Here is a 15,796-nt window from a genome sequence, read left to right as displayed (position 1 = left end):
CTAACAAGCCGAGGCCGTGGCCCGCAAGTAGCCCAGGGAGGATTCCTTCCGCCCTCGGCGTGTCGCCCCTCCCGGCGCGGTGGACCGGGTGCACACTAAGCGGTTTCGTATCCTACGGCCTGCTCGGAGAGAGCGCCGGGGTGTTCACCAGGGGCACCCGTGGCTCGTTCCGGGGCGCTGGCGGCGGGTCCGGAGTTGTCGGCGGATGTCGGGGTCTCTCCGCCGTCGGTTTGACCCCAGGGTGGCACGAAACGTACCGTGGGGGAGGCCGATTCCGGCCGCTTTCGCCTGCCCATGGGTTGAGCCTCCTGACACGTGCGCTCACTGTGGGCCTTCGTTGGCGGCCGACCCTGCCCAGCGCCCTGACCAACCCCGACCTCGGAGCAGCACCCATGAGCAAGCGCACCTTTCAGCCGAACAACCGCCGCCGCGCCAAGAAGCACGGCTTCCGTCTGCGCATGCGGACCCGTGCTGGTCGAGCCATCCTGAACGCGCGCCGCACCAAGGGCCGCTCGAGTTTGTCCGCCTGAGCGGCGTCGGCCGCTCCGGCGCCCGCGATGCTGCCGCGTCGACATCGACTCTCCCGCCCGGAGGACTACCGCGGCGTGTCGAGACGGGTCGACGGGGATACGCGCCGTCGCCGCCGGGCTGGCACCGACCTGCTCGTCGTCCACGCAGCGATGTTCACCGACACCACACCCACGCGCCCGCCGCGCGTGGGTTTTGTGGTGTCCAAGGCCGTGGGTAACTCGGTCGTGCGGCACCGGGTGATCCGCCGGCTGCGGGCTCAGGTGGTGGCCCGGCTGAGCCAGGTGCCCGCCGGCACGGACCTGGTCGTGCGGGCCCAGCCGCCTGCGGCGACCGCCTCTTCGCACGAGCTGGGCGCGGCCCTGGACCTGGCTCTGGAGCGGGTGCTCCGGTGAGCACCCAACCCCTGCGCTGGCAGACCGACCAACTACGCGATGTGCACCGGGGCGGGGTCGCGCCTGGTCAGCCTCGCAGCCTGGTGACGCTCCCGCTCGTCTGGCTCATCCGCCTCTACCAGCGCATCATCTCCCCGATCTTCGGACCGGTCTGCGGTTACTACCCCTCCTGCTCCGCGTATGGCGTGACCGCGCTGGAGCGTCATGGCCTGGTCCGTGGCCTGGCACTGACCGCCTGGCGGGTCCTGCGCTGCAACCCTTGGTCCGCGGGGGGCGTGGACCATGTCCCACCGCCTCGTGGAAGGCCCGCTGCTCGTGACGGTGCGGCCGCGACCCACCCGGACGCGGGGACGCCCCATACCCACATCACCCCGGTGAGCGCTGCTCACCACGAGCACTGAGGACCACATGGGCATTTTCGACACCATCCTGTTCCCGTTCATCTGGTTCAACTCCGCGATCCTGGTCGGATTCGAGTGGCTGCTCGTCCGGATGGGCATGCCGGTGACGAGCGGGTGGACCTGGGTGCTGGCGATCGTCGGTCTCGTGCTGACCCTGCGGGCGATGCTGACGCCACTGATGCTGCGACAGATCAAGAGCCAGCGACGGCTGCAGATCGTGCAGCCGGAGCTGATGAAGATCCAGGCCAGGTACAAGGGCAAGAAGGACCAGGCCAGCCAGCAGAAGCTGCAGCAGGAGATGTTCGGTCTCTACCGCGAGGCCGGGGCTAACCCGTTCGGGATGTGCCTGCCGATCTTGATCCAGATGCCCTTCTTCTTCGCGCTCTTCCGGCTGCTGAACACGGCCGCGGCCGTGGCTGCGGGTGAGCGCGAGCCCATGGGCCTGTTCAGCACCGAGTTGGCCACACACATGGCGACCTCGAACATCTTCGGCGCCGAGCTGACCTCGACCTTCCTGCACCACACCGACATCCACGCCAAGATCCTGGCGGTGGTGCTCATCGTCGTCATGTCGGTCACCCAGTTCATCACCAGCCACCAGCTGATGCGCCAGAACATGTCGCCGGAGGCGCTGAACAGCCCGATGGCCCGGCAGCAGCAGATCCTCATCTACGCGCTGCCGATCGTCTTCGCCGTCACCGGCGTAAACTTCCCGATCGCCCTGCTCATCTACTGGACGGTGAGCAACCTCTGGACGATGGGTCAGCAGTTCCTCGTGATCCGCAACATGCCGGCCCCGAACACCCCGGCGGAGAAGAAGTACCAGGAGCGGATGGCCCGCAAGGGCAAGGCCGCCACCGGTATTCAGCTGAAGAACCCGAACTTCATGGCGGACCGCCAGGCGGCGGAGGCCGAGGAGGCCGCCCAGGCCAGGGCTGGCGGCCAGCGGGTGCAGCCCAAGAGCAAGAAGCGCGCAAAGAAGCGCTGATGATTCGCGATCAAGGAGAAACCACAGCGATGAGCACGAGCACCGGCAAGCCCGATGACCGCACCGTCCAGGACGCGCCCAGCGAGGACCGCCCAGGGGAGGTAGCGGAGGCCCAAGAGGCTTCTGTGGCCAGCGAGGCCGATGAGGCGGTTGAGGCGCCCGAGGCTTACCTGCCGGAGGCGGACACCCCTGCGCAGGAGACGGGTGACCAGGCCGCCCCACGGTCCACGTCGGTTGCCGCGCAAGATCTGGTCCGGGAGGGCGAGATCGCCGCAGATTTCCTGGAGACCCTGCTGGACATCGCTGACCTGGACGGGGACCTCGAGGTGGACGTCGAAGGCGATCGCGCCGCAGTCGCCATTGTGGACTCCGAGGACGGCGCGGCTCCTCAGCGCCTCATCGGCACCGGTGGTGAGGTGCTTGAGGCGCTGCAGGAGCTGACCCGCCTGGCGGTCCAGGCCGAGACCGGCGAGCGCAGCCGACTGATGCTCGATGTGGCCGGCTACCGCTCGGATCGACGCAGCGAGCTGGTGCAGACGGCCCAGCGCGCGATCGCCGAGGTGAAGGAGAGCGGTGAACGGCGCGAGCTGGAGCCGATGACCGCGTTCGAGCGCAAGGTCGTCCACGATGAGGTCCTCGGCGCCGGGTTGCACTCGGAGTCCGAGGGGGCCGACCCGGGACGCTACGTCGTGATTCTCCCCGGGCGCTGACCCGGACCCGGCATGGCGCAGACTCGTGACGGCGAGGCACCGGGCGGCAGACGCACGGTGCCTCCGCCCGTCTCTGGCGCTCCGGAGCCGCCCGCCGAGGCCGCAGACGTCTTCGGCGACTCACTCGACCTGGCCCGCCGGTATGCCGACCTGCTGGCCACCACGGGGATCAGTCACGGTCTCGTGGGTCCTCGGGAGGCACCCCGGCTCTGGCAGCGTCATCTGGTCAACTGCGCCCTGCCGGAGGCGATGCTCGATGAGGGCGAGAGCGTCATCGACATCGGGTCCGGCGCAGGGCTGCCCGGCCTCGTGCTCGCCATCGTGCGGCCTGACCTGCGGGTGCACCTCGTCGAGCCGTTGCTGCGCCGCACGACGTGGCTGCAGAGCACGGTCGAGGCGCTGGGCCTGAGCAACGTCACCGTGCACAGGGGCCGGGCCGAGGAGATGAGCCTGCTGGCGCCGGTGGCGACCGCGCGGGCTGTGGCCTCCCTGGACAAGCTGGTGGCCTGGTCGTTCCCGCTGCTCGCGCCCGGTGGTCGACTGCTGGCGCTGAAGGGAGAAGCCGCCGAGGTCGAGCTCGAGCAGGCGCATGACCTGCTCCATCGCATGGGGGTCGAGCAGAGCGCGGTGCACCACCTGGGAGTCGGCCGGGTCAGCGAGCCCGTCCGTGTGGTGGAGATCGTTCGTCCCGCCCAGTGGCAGGCGTCCACACCCGGCACGAGGCGGCGTGTCGACCGGCCTCGTGGGTCAACGAAGCGCGGCCGGCCAGGGTCTCGTTCCTCGCACTGAACGGCCTCGGAGTAGCCCTTCTGAGGCATCGACGAGCATGGGTTCCTCTCTCGGCCGGTCGGCTTGGTTCGGGGCCTCTGATCAGCGAAGATGGAGCCCTCATGTCGACGTCATCTCCGCTGGGCTGGCCTGCCGTCCCCGCACCGTCCCTCCCTTCTTCTTTCCTCAGCGCCGGCGTTCTGGGATGGCCAGGCGATGATGGGCCCGGCGGCGCGACGCCGGGCCCCTCTGTTCCACGTGAAACGGGCGCTCCAGCCGAGGGAGTTTCACGTGAAACGCCTGAAGTGACAGCGGCGGGCGTCTCCGCCGCGTCCGCGGGAGGTCGACCCTGGCACGGCACCAGGATCATCACGGTCTCCAACCAGAAGGGCGGGGTCGGCAAGACGACCACCGCTGTCAATGTCGCCGCCGCTATGGCCCTGGACGGACTGCGCGTGCTGGTCATCGACATGGACCCGCAGGGCAACGCGAGCACGGCACTGAGCATCCCGCACACCAGCGGTACCGCTGGCATCTACGACGTGATCATCGACGGTATACCACTGTCTGAGGTGGTGCAGCCCTGTCCACACGTGCCAGGTCTGCTGTGCGCCCCGGCCACCATCGATCTGGCTGGAGCCGAGATCGAACTGGTGCCCCTGGTGGCCCGGGAGAATCGCCTGCGCCGCGCGCTTGAGGTCTATCTCTCAGAGCAGGACCAGCCGCTGGACCTCGTGATCATCGACTGCCCGCCCAGCCTCGGCCTGCTCACCGTCAACGCCTTCGTCGCCGCGCGGGAGGTGCTCATCCCTATCCAGTGTGAGTACTACGCGCTTGAGGGTTTGAGCCAGTTGATGAAGAACGTTGAGCTCATTCAGCAGCATCTCAACGCCGGCCTCCGCATCTCGACCATTCTGCTGACCATGTACGACGGCCGGACCCGACTTGCGGCGGACGTGGCTGACCAGGTGCGGGAGTACTTCGGTGAACGCGTCCTGCGGACCGTGGTGCCCCGCTCGGTCCGGGTCAGCGAGGCCCCCAGCCACGGCGAGACCGTCATGACCCACGACCCAGGCAGTGCGGGTGCACTGTCCTACGCAGAGGCGGCTGCCGAGATGCGCCGCCAGGAGGTGTGAGATGAACGAGCGTCGCCGCGGACTGGGTAAAGGACTGGGCGCCCTCATCCCCTCGGCTCCTACCGACCAGGACCGTCCCCGTGATGTCTTCTTCCCTCGGGGTGAGGATCGGGGTGCTGCCGCACTGACCGAGGGCGCACTGGAGGCATCGTCCGGTTTCACGGGAAACGGTGACGGCGCGAGGGAGACTTCGTCCGGTTTCACGGGAAACAGCGATGACTCAACGGCGCGGTTTGGGAGTGTCGGACGAGCGGCCCCGCCTGAACCGGCCGCCCCTGACCTGCCCGGTGGAGACGGCAGCCTGGACGGCTTGGCGCCGGTGCCCGGTGCGACGTTCGCGGAAGTGCTGGTCGAGGACATTCGTCCCAACCCCCGCCAGCCGCGCGAGGTCTTCGATGAGGACGAACTGGCCGAGCTCGTGCGCAGCATCGAAGAGCTCGGGGTGCTGCAGCCCGTCGTGCTGCGGCGCGTGAGCGAGGATGAGGTCGCCGGCGGTGAGTCCCCCTTCGAACTGGTGATGGGTGAGCGTCGGCTGCGGGCTTCGAAGGCGGCCGGCAGGCAGACCATCCCCGCCATCGTCCGGGCGACCGAGGACGAGCACATGTTGCGGGACGCGCTGCTGGAGAACCTGCACCGCGCCCAGCTGAACCCCCTGGAGGAGGCGGCGGCCTACCAGCAGCTGCTGGAGGACTTCGGCTGCACGCACGAGGAGCTGGCCACGCGGATCGGACGTTCTCGCCCACAGATCAGCAACACCATCCGGCTCCTCAAGCTCCCCCCGATGGTGGCCCGGCGGGTGGCTTCCGGGGTGCTCAGCGCCGGACATGCCCGCGCCCTCCTGGGGCTTCCGGACGGAGCGGCCATGGAGCGGCTTGCGCAGCGGATCGTTGCCGAGGGGTTATCGGTGCGCTCCGTGGAGGAGATCGTGCTCGTCGGTGACCAGGACCCGGGACAGGCCCGGCGCCCGGCCCGGCGCGCCGCCGCCTCCCCGGAGCTGCAGGAGGTGGCCGAGCGGCTGTCGGACCGGTTCGAGACCCGCGTCCAGGTAGCGATGGGACGGCGCAAGGGCCGCATCACCGTGGAGTTCGCTGGGCAGGAGGACCTGGCGAGGATCCTGGGGATGCTCGACCAGGAGTGAGGCCCCGGTCCCACCGGCTGGTGGAGGCCGAGGGCCCCTCGGGCGCGTTGTCCACAGAAAGACGAAGAACCGTCCACAGGGTTGTGGATAACCTTGTGGACGGTTCTGGTCGGGGCTGAGCCCCGGGGGGATCGACGCCTCAGGAGGTGAACTGCTCCAGCTCCTGGGCCAGCTTCTTCTTCGGAAGGGCGCCGACGAGCGTCTTGACGACCTCACCGCCCTGGTAGACGTTCATCGTCGGGATGCCGGTGATGCCGTAGGCCTGGGTGGTCTCCGGGTTCTCGTCGGTGTTGAGCTTGACCACCTTGAGCTTGTCGCCCCACTCCTCGGAGAGCTCTTCGAGCACGGGGGCGATCATCTTGCACGGGCCGCACCAGGGGGCCCAGAAGTCGACGAGCACGGGGCCGTCGTGCTGCAGGACGTCCTCGGTGAAGGTGGTGTCGGAGGTGGGGGTGGTAGCCATGGGTTTCCTACTCTCGCACTAGATCTGGTTCGCTGGATTGGTATAGGTATGCGGTGTCAGGCGTCCGCGCCGACGGGCTCAGGCGTCTGCGCTGCCGCAGGGTCGGGTTGGCCGGCGTCGTCCTGGGCGGCGAGGTATCGCTCGGCGTCCAGCGCGGCTGAGCACCCACTGCCGGCGGCGGTGATCGCCTGGCGGTAGATGTGGTCCACGAGATCGCCGCAGGCGAAGACCCCCGGCACGTCGGTCGCTGTGGTCCGCCCCTGGACGAGCACGTAGCCCTCGTCGTCCAGTGCGACCTGCCCGCGGACCAGTTCGTTGCGGGGGTCGTGGCCGATCGCGACGAAGACGCCGGTGGTGGGGACCTGCCGCTCCTCGCCGGTGCGGGTGTCGGTCAGGGTCACCGAGGTCAGCTTGGGCTCACCGTGCAGCGCCGTGACGGCGGAGTTCCAGGCGAAGGAGATCTTGGGGTCGTTCAGGGCCCGCTCGGCCATGATCTTGCTCGCGCGCAGCTCCTCGCGTCGGTGCACGATGGTGACGCTGCGGGCGAAGCGGGTCAAGAAGGTTGCCTCCTCCATGGCGGAGTCACCGCCCCCGACGACGAGGATGTCCTGCTCGCGGAAGAAGGCCCCGTCGCAGGTGGCGCACCAGGACAGACCATGCCCAGAGAGCTCCTTCTCCCGCGGCAGGCCGAGCTCGCGGTAGGCAGAGCCCATGGCCAGGATGACGCTGCGGGCGCGGTGGACGTCCCCGGAACCGTCGGTGACCGTCTTCACCGGGCCGGACAGGTCCATCTCAACGACATCGTCGCGGATCATCTCCCCGCCGAACCGCTCGGCCTGCTCGCGCATGTTCATCATCAGCTCCGGGCCCATGATGCCGTCGGGGAAGCCGGGGAAGTTCTCCACATCGGTGGTGTTCATCAGGGCCCCACCTGCGGTCACCGACCCCTCGAAGACGAGGGGGCGCAGGTTGGCGCGGGCGGTGTAGACGGCGGCGGTGTACCCGGCCGGGCCGGATCCGATGATGACGACATCTCGGACCTCACCCTCGGTCGACGGAGCGGAGGGCTGGGGCACGATGATGCTCATGGACACCTTTCTGACCGGCCCGCGGGGCGGGCGCAGGGAGGATCGCGGGCGTAGTCTCCTCAACAGATCCTAGAACGGGGATGTTCCCCGCCCGCAACGGCCGGGCAGGGCAGGCCTCAGCCGTGGCGCTGACCCTCCAGGACGGGCAGCGTGTCCGGGTTGCGGGTGCAGTCCTGCGGCATGATCCAGGACCGGGCCGAGCCGTCGTCGCGCACGCCGAGGAGGACCACCACGGGGTCGCCCTCCCGCTGACCGTCCGGGAGCACGATCTGGGCCGGGGCGGCGACGTAGCGGTCGAAGGAGTGGGTGGCAGCCAGCCCTCGCCAGCACGATGTCGCCTCCCCCTCGCTCAGCAGATCGGACGTGCGCGGGGTGGTGGTCGAGCTTGCCTCGTGCTCGTCCACGGCGTGGAGCAGCGTCTCGGTCAGGGTGTCGTGCTCGACCAGGCCCAGGTCGGTGAGTAGGACGAGCGTGCCGTCCAGGGGGACGAGCGGCTGCGCGGGGGCGGCCGGGCTCGCACCGCCGTCGGTCTCGCCGTCGGCGATCGGGGCCTCCGCTGCCTCGTCACCGACGGAGGACATGGACCGCGGCTCCGCGTCGGCGTCGCTCTCGTCGGCGCCGGCTGTGTCGTTCCCGCCGCCGCCGGCTGCGTCCTCCCCGGCGCTGTCGTCGTGCATCTCGCTGGTGTCGGTGTCGGCCTGCCCCCGCGTCGGATAGTAGGCAGCGGTGCCGCTGTCGCCGCCGTCGGCACCGCCCACCAGCTGTGGGACGACGGTGGCGGTCACCACCAGGCCGGCGGCCGCGGCCCCCAGCCAGGCCAGGGTGCGGCCAGGGCGCCGACGGCCCCGCTCGGCAGTCAGGTCGACGACGCGGTCCGCGTGGCGCCCCAGACGGCGGGACGCCTCATGATCTCGGGCAGCATGCTCCACCTCCAGCCTGGCCTCGATGCGGTGGACGAGGTCCTCCGGCATGGGTCCGGGGTCGGGCAGGCCTGCGAGCAGGTCACGGATCCCGGTGGGATCGACCTCGTCGCGGTCGCGGTCAGCAGCTCCAGACACGACAGATCGTCCTCCTCCCAGAACTCGGTGACGCTGTCAGATGGCGGCCAGGGTGGCGCCTACAGGGGTACGACGACCGGCCGCCCGGGCCGGTTCCCTCAGCGACCCGGCCACCGGACGTGGCGTGGCTCACGCTGGCAGTCGTCATGGCTCATCCTCCCGGTGACGCAGCAGGCGGGCCATCGCCTCCCGGCCGCGTGAGCAGCGGGACTTCACCGTGCCCTCCGCGACCTCGAGCACCTGCGCCGCCTCGGCGACACTCATGCCGTGCATGTCGACCAGAACCAGCGCGAGCCGCTGCCCCTCCGGCAACTGGTCGAGCGCCTGCCGCACGTCCAGCCGCACCTCCACCGCGTGGTGGCCGTCGCGGGGCTCGACCGGGTCGTGGTCGTCCAGATTGGCGGTCGGCCGCTGCCTACGCAACCGGTCCAGGCAGGCGTTGACCGTGATCCGGTGCAGCCAGGTCGTGACCTGGGAGTCCCCGCGGAAGGACCCGGCTCGGCGAAAGGCGTTAAGGAAGGCGTCCTGCACCGCGTCCGCAGCCACCTCCGGGTCGCGCGCGGTGCGCAGGGCCACCGCCCACATGCGGTCCCGGTGGCGACGGAAGAGCTCACCGAAGGCGTCGCGGTCGCCGTCCTGGTGCCGACGCAGCAGGGTGAGGTCGTCGACCTCGGCCAGCTCAGTGCCCGTGCTCACACCGTCACCGAGGTCAGCGGACCACGATCTCGCGCACGCCGACGACCTCGCCCGCCTCGGTCGCCGCAGCGGTGTCGAACCACAGGATGAGATACCGACCGGTCGCCGGGCCCTCCGGCGCCACCGTCCAGGTGCCTTCCAGATCGGTGCCCGAGCCCAGCTCGATGGCACCCTCGCGGGTCGGCTCCTCGGCGAGCCACAGGCTGGCGCCCACGCCGGCCTCGTCCAGCTCGACCTCGACCTCGGTGACCGTCGCGCCTTCGCCCAGGTCCAGGATCAGGCCCACACCGCTCTTCAGGGAGCCCCAGTTGGGGGAGAGGTAGGTGTGCGAGCGCCACGCCGTCTCGGGGTCGCCGTCGACGGCCAACGGGGTGAGGTCGTTGCGCTCGTCGTTGTCGCCCTCGGGGTCGAAGGAGGTGATGCCCAAGATGCTGACCGCCCCGTCGGGCGCAGCTGCAGGCGCATCCTCGGTCGGCTCCGGCTCGGGCGGTGCCGTCTGCCCGCCGGTGTCCTCGGTCGCCGTGGCGGCGTCGGTGTCGCCACCACCCTGGGTCTCCTCGGATGCGGTCACGGTAGTGCCGCCGCCGGAGGCCTCGTCCTCACCGCCCAGGCCGCGGATGAGGAACCAGCCCATGAGGAAGGCAGCTGCCAGGATGGCCAGGATCACGCCGATGACCGCCGCGGTCTGCAGACCCGTGCCCCGTGCCTCATCCAGGCCACCGGAGTCGTCATCCCCGTCGTCGGTGCCCGCGCCCCCCGAGCTGCCACCCGCCCGGGTGGGACCACCCGAGGCCATGGAGGCCCCGGCGGCGGCGGCGCCGACGGGCACCGTCTGCGGGCGGGCCGTCCGCTCACGTTCGTCGTGCTGCTGCGCCGCGCGCTCACCAGAGGCGAACAGACCGTCCATCTCCGCGCTGTCGTCAGCTGCGCCGGTCGCGCGCGAGGTGCGGTAGTAGGTCCGCGGGACCACGGTCGTCTCGTCGCCTGCGTCGGAGTCCTCGGCCCGGGTCGGGTGAGCGGCGGTCGCCGCCGCCGAGGCTCCCGCCGCCCCGGCCAGCGCGTCGGTGGCACCGGGCGCGCCCCGTTCCCCGGCGTCCGCCGGTGCGGTCAGCTCCCCGGGGCGGGGCCCCCGGACCATCTCGGAGGACCAGGGGGAGAGCTGGCGTGCCAGCTCTCCCGGGGTGTGCGGAGCCGAGCTGAGGTCGGTGCCCGCCCCGTGCACCATCCGGCACAGCGCGTCCAGGTCGCCGGGTACCCCGGCCACCAGCTCCGACGGCGCGGGGAGCGAGTCATCGGCGAGGCGACGGGCGCTGCGGACACCGGGCAGGTCCTCGCCCGGCCACCGACCCGTGAGGCCGGTGTAGAGCAGGGAGACCAGGTCAGCCGTGTCGATGATGCTCGCCTCGTCGGCGGTGACGTCGTCGGTCCCTTCCAGGGCCGAAGCGACCCCCACCCCCGAGACCTTCACCGTGCCGTCCGTGGTGCGCAGGACCGAGTGCGGGTTGAGGTAGAGGTGGTGCAGGCCGCGGCGCCGCGCGGACTCCAGCCCGGCGGAAGCCTCGCCGACCAGACGGCGCACCTCCTCCGCGGGGAGCGGCTGCTCGGCGATCAGTGAGGCCAGGGACTCGGCTTCGGTCAGGCCCTCCTCGATCACCCAGCAGATGCCGTCCTCGTCACCGACGTCCAGGACCCGGACCAGGCGAGGGTCATCGACAGAGGCCACCCGTCGGGCGCCGTCGAGCACCGCCTCGGCGATGGCTGCATCTTCCCCGGAAGAGGGCAGCGCGGTGACGGCGACAAGCCGGTCGAGGGTGACATCGCGGGCCGACCAGTACTGCAGCCCACCTCCCTCACGCTCGGCGAGCAGCTCCTCGAGGGCGTAGCGGTCGCCCAGCCGGGCGCCTACCTCGAGCCGATCCATGGTGCTGTCCTCTCCGCCGTGCGACACCCCGTCGAGGGCGTCCTGCCCACCTAGTGTGCCCTCTCCCACGTCCGCGGACGATGAGGCCGCGCTGGTGGCGGTGGGTGCGAACTGGCCCATCGGCCCCGCAGGGTGCACCCCGGTGGTCGTCGGCTCGTCCTGCGCGGGGTCCCCCGGCACCGGTCCTCCCGCCTCGGCGACCATGACCTCCAGCTCGGTGGAGCTGGGGGCGAACCGGGTCAGGCCGGGCACCCGCCGCAGCAGCGGCGCGGCCACGGTGCGGATCTCCCCCACCCCCAGCACCAGGGCGAGCACGCCATACCCAGCCAGGTAGACGACACCGGCGACGGCCAGGGCCACCACAGCACCGAGGGTCCCCGGCCGGTCCAGCACCGCCACTACCCCCCACGTCGGCAGCAGCGCGATGACGGAGGCGAGCAGCGCCCGCCCCAGCGTGGCGCCGGCCGGAGCGAGCTGGAGGTCCGGCAGACGGCGGCGCACCGCATAGAGCCCGATCCCGGCCGCGATGATCTGCCCCACGCCCTGCCCGGCCGCGGCCATCACCGCTGCCCGGGTCTCTGGCTGGGTCAGCGCGACCGCCGTGGCCAGCAGCAGGGTCGTGGTCAGGGCCACCTGGAAGAAGAACGGCGTGCGGGCGTCCTCGAAGGAGTAGAAGACGCGGCTGCACAGCAGGTACACCCCGTAGGCGATGAGCCCGATGGTGAAGGCCTGGACGACGCGCGCGATCGCCAGGTGGGCTTCGCCGCTGGCGAGGGGGTAGATCACCCGAACCAGCAGGGGAGCAAGCAGCATCATCCCCACGGCGATCGGCACCATCGCCGTCAGCAGCATCCGCAGGCCCGTCTCGGTGCGGGTGGCCATGCCCCGCAGGTCGCCGGCCGCGGCTGCCTTGGACAGCACCGGGTAGAGCGCGGTCAGCAACGACAGCGCGAGCAGGCTGTGCGGCAGCATGAAGATCGAGAAGGCGTAGAAGTACGCGCTACGACCGGCCGCACCCGGGGTGTCGACCACCGCCCAGTTGAGCAGGTTGTTGACCGCGAGCATCCCACCCTGGGACAGCCCGACCTCCGCGAAGGCCCAGAACGCCATGACCCCGGCGGTGCCCAGCCCGACGCCGCGGAAGCCCCACCGCGGGCGCCACCGGAAACCGGTGGCGCGCACGGCGGGGAAGAGCACTAGCCCCTGCACGACGATCCCCAGGGTGGCCGAGCCGCCGAGGAGGGCCACCATGGGCAAGGTCCAGGTGTCCAGCGGGACCTGGTCGGCGCCAGGGTAGCGCCGGATGAAGAGCAGGATGCCCAGGATCTGCACCACGTTGGCCAGGGCCGGGCTCCACATGTAGGCGGCGAACCGGTGGTGCGCCGCGAGCACCTGCCCCAGGACGGTGTGCAGGCCGTAGAAGAGCATCTGGGGGATGCAGAAGTAGGCGAACAGGATCGCCAGGTTCAGCTGGGGCGAGCCCCAGGGCCAGGCGAGGGCGTTGAGCTTGGTGACCAGGGGGGTGGCCAGCCAGAAGACGAGCGTCCCCACGACGAGGAGGGTCACGGCGAGGGTGAGCAGACGGTCGGAGTACTCCCGGCCTTCCCGGCCGCGCGTCATGGCCCGGGTGAGCTGGGGCAGCAGGAGCACGTTGAGCACGCCCGCTGCCAGCAGCAGGAAGATCGCGTTGGGGATGGTGTTGGCGGTCTCCCAGATGTTCGCGCCAGGGGTGAGCGGGTCGAGCGCCCGGGCCAGCAGGGCCATCCGGGCCAGGCCTAGGACGCGTGAGACGAGGGTGCCGCCGGCCATGACCGCGCTGGAACGGGCTAGGGCCCGGCTGGAGCCGTGCTCCTCGCTGGCGGTGCTCGCGCTCACTGCGGGCGCTCCTCGGAGCCGGGGGCGGGGGACGAGCCAGGGTATGCCGTCCTGCGGGAGGATGAGGTGAGGGCCCGGCGCAGGCCCAGCACGAGCACCAGCCCGGCCAGGCCGCCCAGCACCCAGTAGATCCACACGCCGGTCGGCTGCACGCGGACGTTGACCTCGGCGTCCTCACCGAGCGGGGTGCCGTCCGGGGCGGTGATCCGCACGTGCAGGACGGTCTCGCCGCGGGTGATGGAGCGGGCCTGGAAGGGGACGCTGGCCCGGCTGCCGGGCCCCACGTCGACCGGGTCCGGCTGCCCGGTGACCTGCAACCGGCCATTGCTGGGCCGCAGCCGGAGCTGGACGTTCTCGACCGCCACCGGCAGGTCGTTGACGACGGTGAGGTGGATGACGCCCTGGTCGGCGAGGAAGTTCACGCTGCTCGGCAGCAGGTAGACCGCGTCGCGGGTGCTGGCCACCTCGTGCCGCAGGGTGCGCCAGGTCGACACCCACACGTCCTCGTCCTGGCGCCACCGCGTCGACCACTGGGCGTCGAGCACAGGCTCCCAGGAGCGGAGGGCGTCGGTGTCACGCAGGATCTGGGACAGGCCGTCCAGATCCTCCTGCAGCCGGACCAGGTCGCGGGCCCGCGAGGTGAGGACCGGGCTGGCGGAGGGGACCACCAGGTCGGACAGGGGCCCCAGGACCTCCTCCTCTGGCGCGATGCCGCTCAACCCGACCGGGTCGGCGTCCTCGGCCCGGTCCAGCACCTCCTGGGCGCTGACCGGTGACAGCCACTGCGCTCGCGCCCAGCCCTCGCTCAGCTGGTCGAGCACCTCGGCAGGGACCTCCGCGCCGCGGGGCGGGGCGATGACGAGGGTGCGAGGGCTAGCCGGGGCCTCCAGCCAGGTGCCCAGCGTGTGGGCCAGGAGCCGTTGTGCCGCCGCGCCCGCACCGTGCTCCTCGGCGTCGCTGCCGCTGGCCGCCACCAGGCCGCTGGTCCAGGAGTCTGCGCCGATGGCGACGACGTCCGGGGAGTCACCCAGGGGGACCGCTCCGAGGCGGGGTGGCGCGGTCGAGTCGGCGGTGAACGACTCTCTTGGCACCAGCACGGCTCGAAGGCCCCCTTCTCGGGTGCGTGCGTAGAGGTCCGAGATCGCCGCGACGTCGCTTGCGGTGGGAGCGGCGAGCGCGGGCCAGGCGACGTTCTGCCGACCCTGCCGCAGCAGCTGCACCACGGCGGGCGGTGCCTGCTCAGGCAGCCGGGTCAGCAGGTCGTCGGCCACGGCGGTCGGCACCGCGTCGGTCTCGGTCACCAGGAGCCCCAGGTCGGGGTCGTCGGTGGGCAGCCACCACAGCAGCTGTGGATCCACCTCGGCGAGCATCAGGCGTAACTGGGCCAGGGCCTCCTCGAGGGTCTCCGGCTCGGGCTCTGGGTCCGGCTCTGGGTTCGGCCCTGGCTCGCTGGTGGGCCCGGTCTCCGGCGGAGGGGCAGGTGCCGGTCCGGTGTCGGTCCCGTCCTCGGGGGAGGCGGTGCTGTCCTCGCCGTCGTTGTCGTCGTCGCCGTCGCTGTCGTTGTCGCCGTCTGGCCGTCCGGGGACCGACGGCGCGCTGGGCCCGGTGCCCGTGGGCTGCGCCGTCACCGGCTCCGCAGTCTCCCGGTCCATGTCCTCGGGCGGGGTCGGTGTTCCGGTCTGCCCGGATTCGTCGGTCTCGTCGGTCTTGTCATCGGGACCGGTCGGCTCGGGCGGTTCGCTCACCGCCGGCGGGGCGGTCGGCTCAGCGTCCTCCTCCGGCCCGGGCACCACGAGGGCCTCGGCGGGTTGGTGCGCCACGAGTGCGGCGGGGTCGACCCACCAGGTCACCTCCGGCACGGTTAGGTGCTCCAGCCACTGGCGCACCGATGAGTCCTGTCCCACCGCCGCTAGCCAGGCGGCGGTGTGCTCGGTGTCGTCCGGGCTGGACAGCTCCGCGTCGGGGGGCAAGGTGAGCGGCACCAGCCAGGTGGTCTCCAGCGGCACGTCCACCGAGGGCTGCCCCGTGGTGGTGAGGACCGTGCGCAGCACCGCTGGCGCGGGGCCGTCGGGCACGGGGACCCGGTCGGTCTCTTCCTCGGCCGAGGCGACCAGCTCCACGCCGAGCATGGCCGGGGTGGCCGGCAGGAACTGCAGCGAGGAGCCGGGCACGGTCACCTCGAACTCGTCCTGGCCGCCGGGCGGGATGACGGCTCCCAGGGCGTCGTCCCCCAGCACCCAGGACGCCGACCGGGGGTCGGTCCCCTCGACCCAGCCGGCGACATCGGCCCGCGAGGTCAGCGGGCCCATAGCGGCAGCCACGGTGATCAGGTTGAGCCGGCTCACGTCCGGGCCCTCGTTGACCAGGCGCCCCCGCAGCGTCACCGGCTGGCCCGGCCGGGCCACGACCGGGTCCACCTCGTCCAGCAGGATGCGGAGCCCTGCGTCCCCGTCCCCGTTCCCGTCCCTGTCGCTGTCGCTGTCGCTGTCCGGCGAGGTACCCACCGATGCACCCACTGGCTCGGCCCCTACCCCCGAGGTGACCAGCACGGCCAGCAGCGGTGCCGTCAGCAGGACGGGCAGACGCGGGGGACGTGCCGCCCACGCTCGTCGGCGGGTCGTCGGGGTCACG

Annotated in this window: 14 protein-coding genes; 8 read left to right on the top strand and 6 right to left on the bottom strand. The window is 71.3% G+C overall.

What is annotated here, in order from left to right; all coding sequences use genetic code 11:
* Window positions 1–392 precede the first annotated feature (392 nt).
* The 8 genes from rpmH (at window position 393) to FY030_RS16180 (ending at window position 6,064) form a co-directional block, all read left to right on the top strand.
* Window positions 393–530, top strand: coding sequence for a 50S ribosomal protein L34 (rpmH, locus tag FY030_RS16215; RefSeq protein WP_131106325.1), 138 nt, complete (start codon window positions 393–395; stop codon window positions 528–530).
* A 27-nt stretch (window positions 531–557) separates the two neighbouring features.
* On the top strand, window positions 558–923 hold the full coding sequence (rnpA, locus tag FY030_RS16210) for a ribonuclease P protein component (protein WP_158062539.1): 366 nt from the start codon (window positions 558–560) through the stop codon (window positions 921–923).
* Window positions 920–1,324 carry a membrane protein insertion efficiency factor YidD gene (yidD, locus tag FY030_RS16205; protein ID WP_420371865.1) on the top strand — a complete coding sequence of 135 codons (405 nt, stop codon included), beginning with the start codon at window positions 920–922 and terminating at the stop codon, window positions 1,322–1,324. The genes rnpA and yidD overlap by 4 nt, the downstream gene beginning before the upstream one ends.
* Window positions 1,325–1,331: 7 nt before the next feature.
* A complete protein-coding gene (gene yidC, locus FY030_RS16200) occupies window positions 1,332–2,312 on the top strand; it encodes a membrane protein insertase YidC (protein ID WP_158062538.1) in 981 nt (326 codons plus the stop codon).
* Between the two features lie 29 nt (window positions 2,313–2,341).
* Window positions 2,342–3,022: a Jag family protein gene (locus FY030_RS16195; protein ID WP_238348471.1), complete on the top strand. Its 681-nt coding sequence runs from the start codon at window positions 2,342–2,344 to the stop codon at window positions 3,020–3,022.
* Between the two features lie 12 nt (window positions 3,023–3,034).
* A complete protein-coding gene (rsmG, locus tag FY030_RS16190; RefSeq protein ID WP_158062537.1) occupies window positions 3,035–3,811 on the top strand; it encodes a 16S rRNA (guanine(527)-N(7))-methyltransferase RsmG in 777 nt (258 codons plus the stop codon).
* Window positions 3,812–4,095: 284 nt separating this feature from the next.
* Window positions 4,096–4,926 (top strand): ParA family protein, encoded by an 831-nt coding sequence (locus tag FY030_RS16185; protein WP_238348470.1) that lies wholly within the window; start codon window positions 4,096–4,098, stop codon window positions 4,924–4,926.
* Window position 4,927: 1 nt separating this feature from the next.
* Complete coding sequence (locus FY030_RS16180) at window positions 4,928–6,064, top strand: ParB/RepB/Spo0J family partition protein (protein WP_158062536.1); 1,137 nt, start codon at window positions 4,928–4,930, stop codon at window positions 6,062–6,064.
* 139 nt (window positions 6,065–6,203) lie between these two features.
* On the opposite strand, the gene trxA is transcribed toward FY030_RS16180, so the two are convergent.
* From trxA to FY030_RS16150, 6 genes are all read right to left on the bottom strand, one after another.
* Window positions 6,204–6,527: a thioredoxin gene (trxA, locus tag FY030_RS16175; RefSeq protein WP_158062535.1), complete on the bottom strand. Its 324-nt coding sequence runs from the start codon at window positions 6,525–6,527 to the stop codon at window positions 6,204–6,206.
* Between the two features lie 56 nt (window positions 6,528–6,583).
* Window positions 6,584–7,615 carry a thioredoxin-disulfide reductase gene (gene trxB, locus FY030_RS16170; RefSeq protein WP_158062534.1) on the bottom strand — a complete coding sequence of 344 codons (1,032 nt, stop codon included), beginning with the start codon at window positions 7,613–7,615 and terminating at the stop codon, window positions 6,584–6,586.
* A gap of 116 nt (window positions 7,616–7,731) precedes the next feature.
* Window positions 7,732–8,673, bottom strand: coding sequence for a hypothetical protein (locus FY030_RS16165; protein ID WP_158062533.1), 942 nt, complete (start codon window positions 8,671–8,673; stop codon window positions 7,732–7,734).
* A 144-nt stretch (window positions 8,674–8,817) separates the two neighbouring features.
* Window positions 8,818–9,369, bottom strand: coding sequence for an RNA polymerase sigma factor SigM (gene sigM / locus FY030_RS16160; protein WP_202879727.1), 552 nt, complete (start codon window positions 9,367–9,369; stop codon window positions 8,818–8,820).
* A 13-nt stretch (window positions 9,370–9,382) separates the two neighbouring features.
* Entirely contained in the window at window positions 9,383–13,165 is a 3,783-nt protein-coding gene (locus FY030_RS16155; protein WP_158062532.1) for a murein biosynthesis integral membrane protein MurJ, read from the bottom strand.
* On the bottom strand, window positions 13,162–15,795 hold the full coding sequence (locus tag FY030_RS16150) for a DUF6049 family protein (protein ID WP_158062531.1): 2,634 nt from the start codon (window positions 15,793–15,795) through the stop codon (window positions 13,162–13,164). The genes FY030_RS16155 and FY030_RS16150 overlap by 4 nt, the downstream gene beginning before the upstream one ends.
* Window position 15,796 lies beyond the last annotated feature (1 nt).

It is taken from the genome of Ornithinimicrobium pratense (assembly GCF_008843165.1).
Classification (GTDB): domain Bacteria; phylum Actinomycetota; class Actinomycetes; order Actinomycetales; family Dermatophilaceae; genus Ornithinicoccus; species Ornithinicoccus pratensis.
Note: the sequence above shows the minus strand (reverse complement) of the source record. Positions and strands in the feature narration are given on the sequence as shown.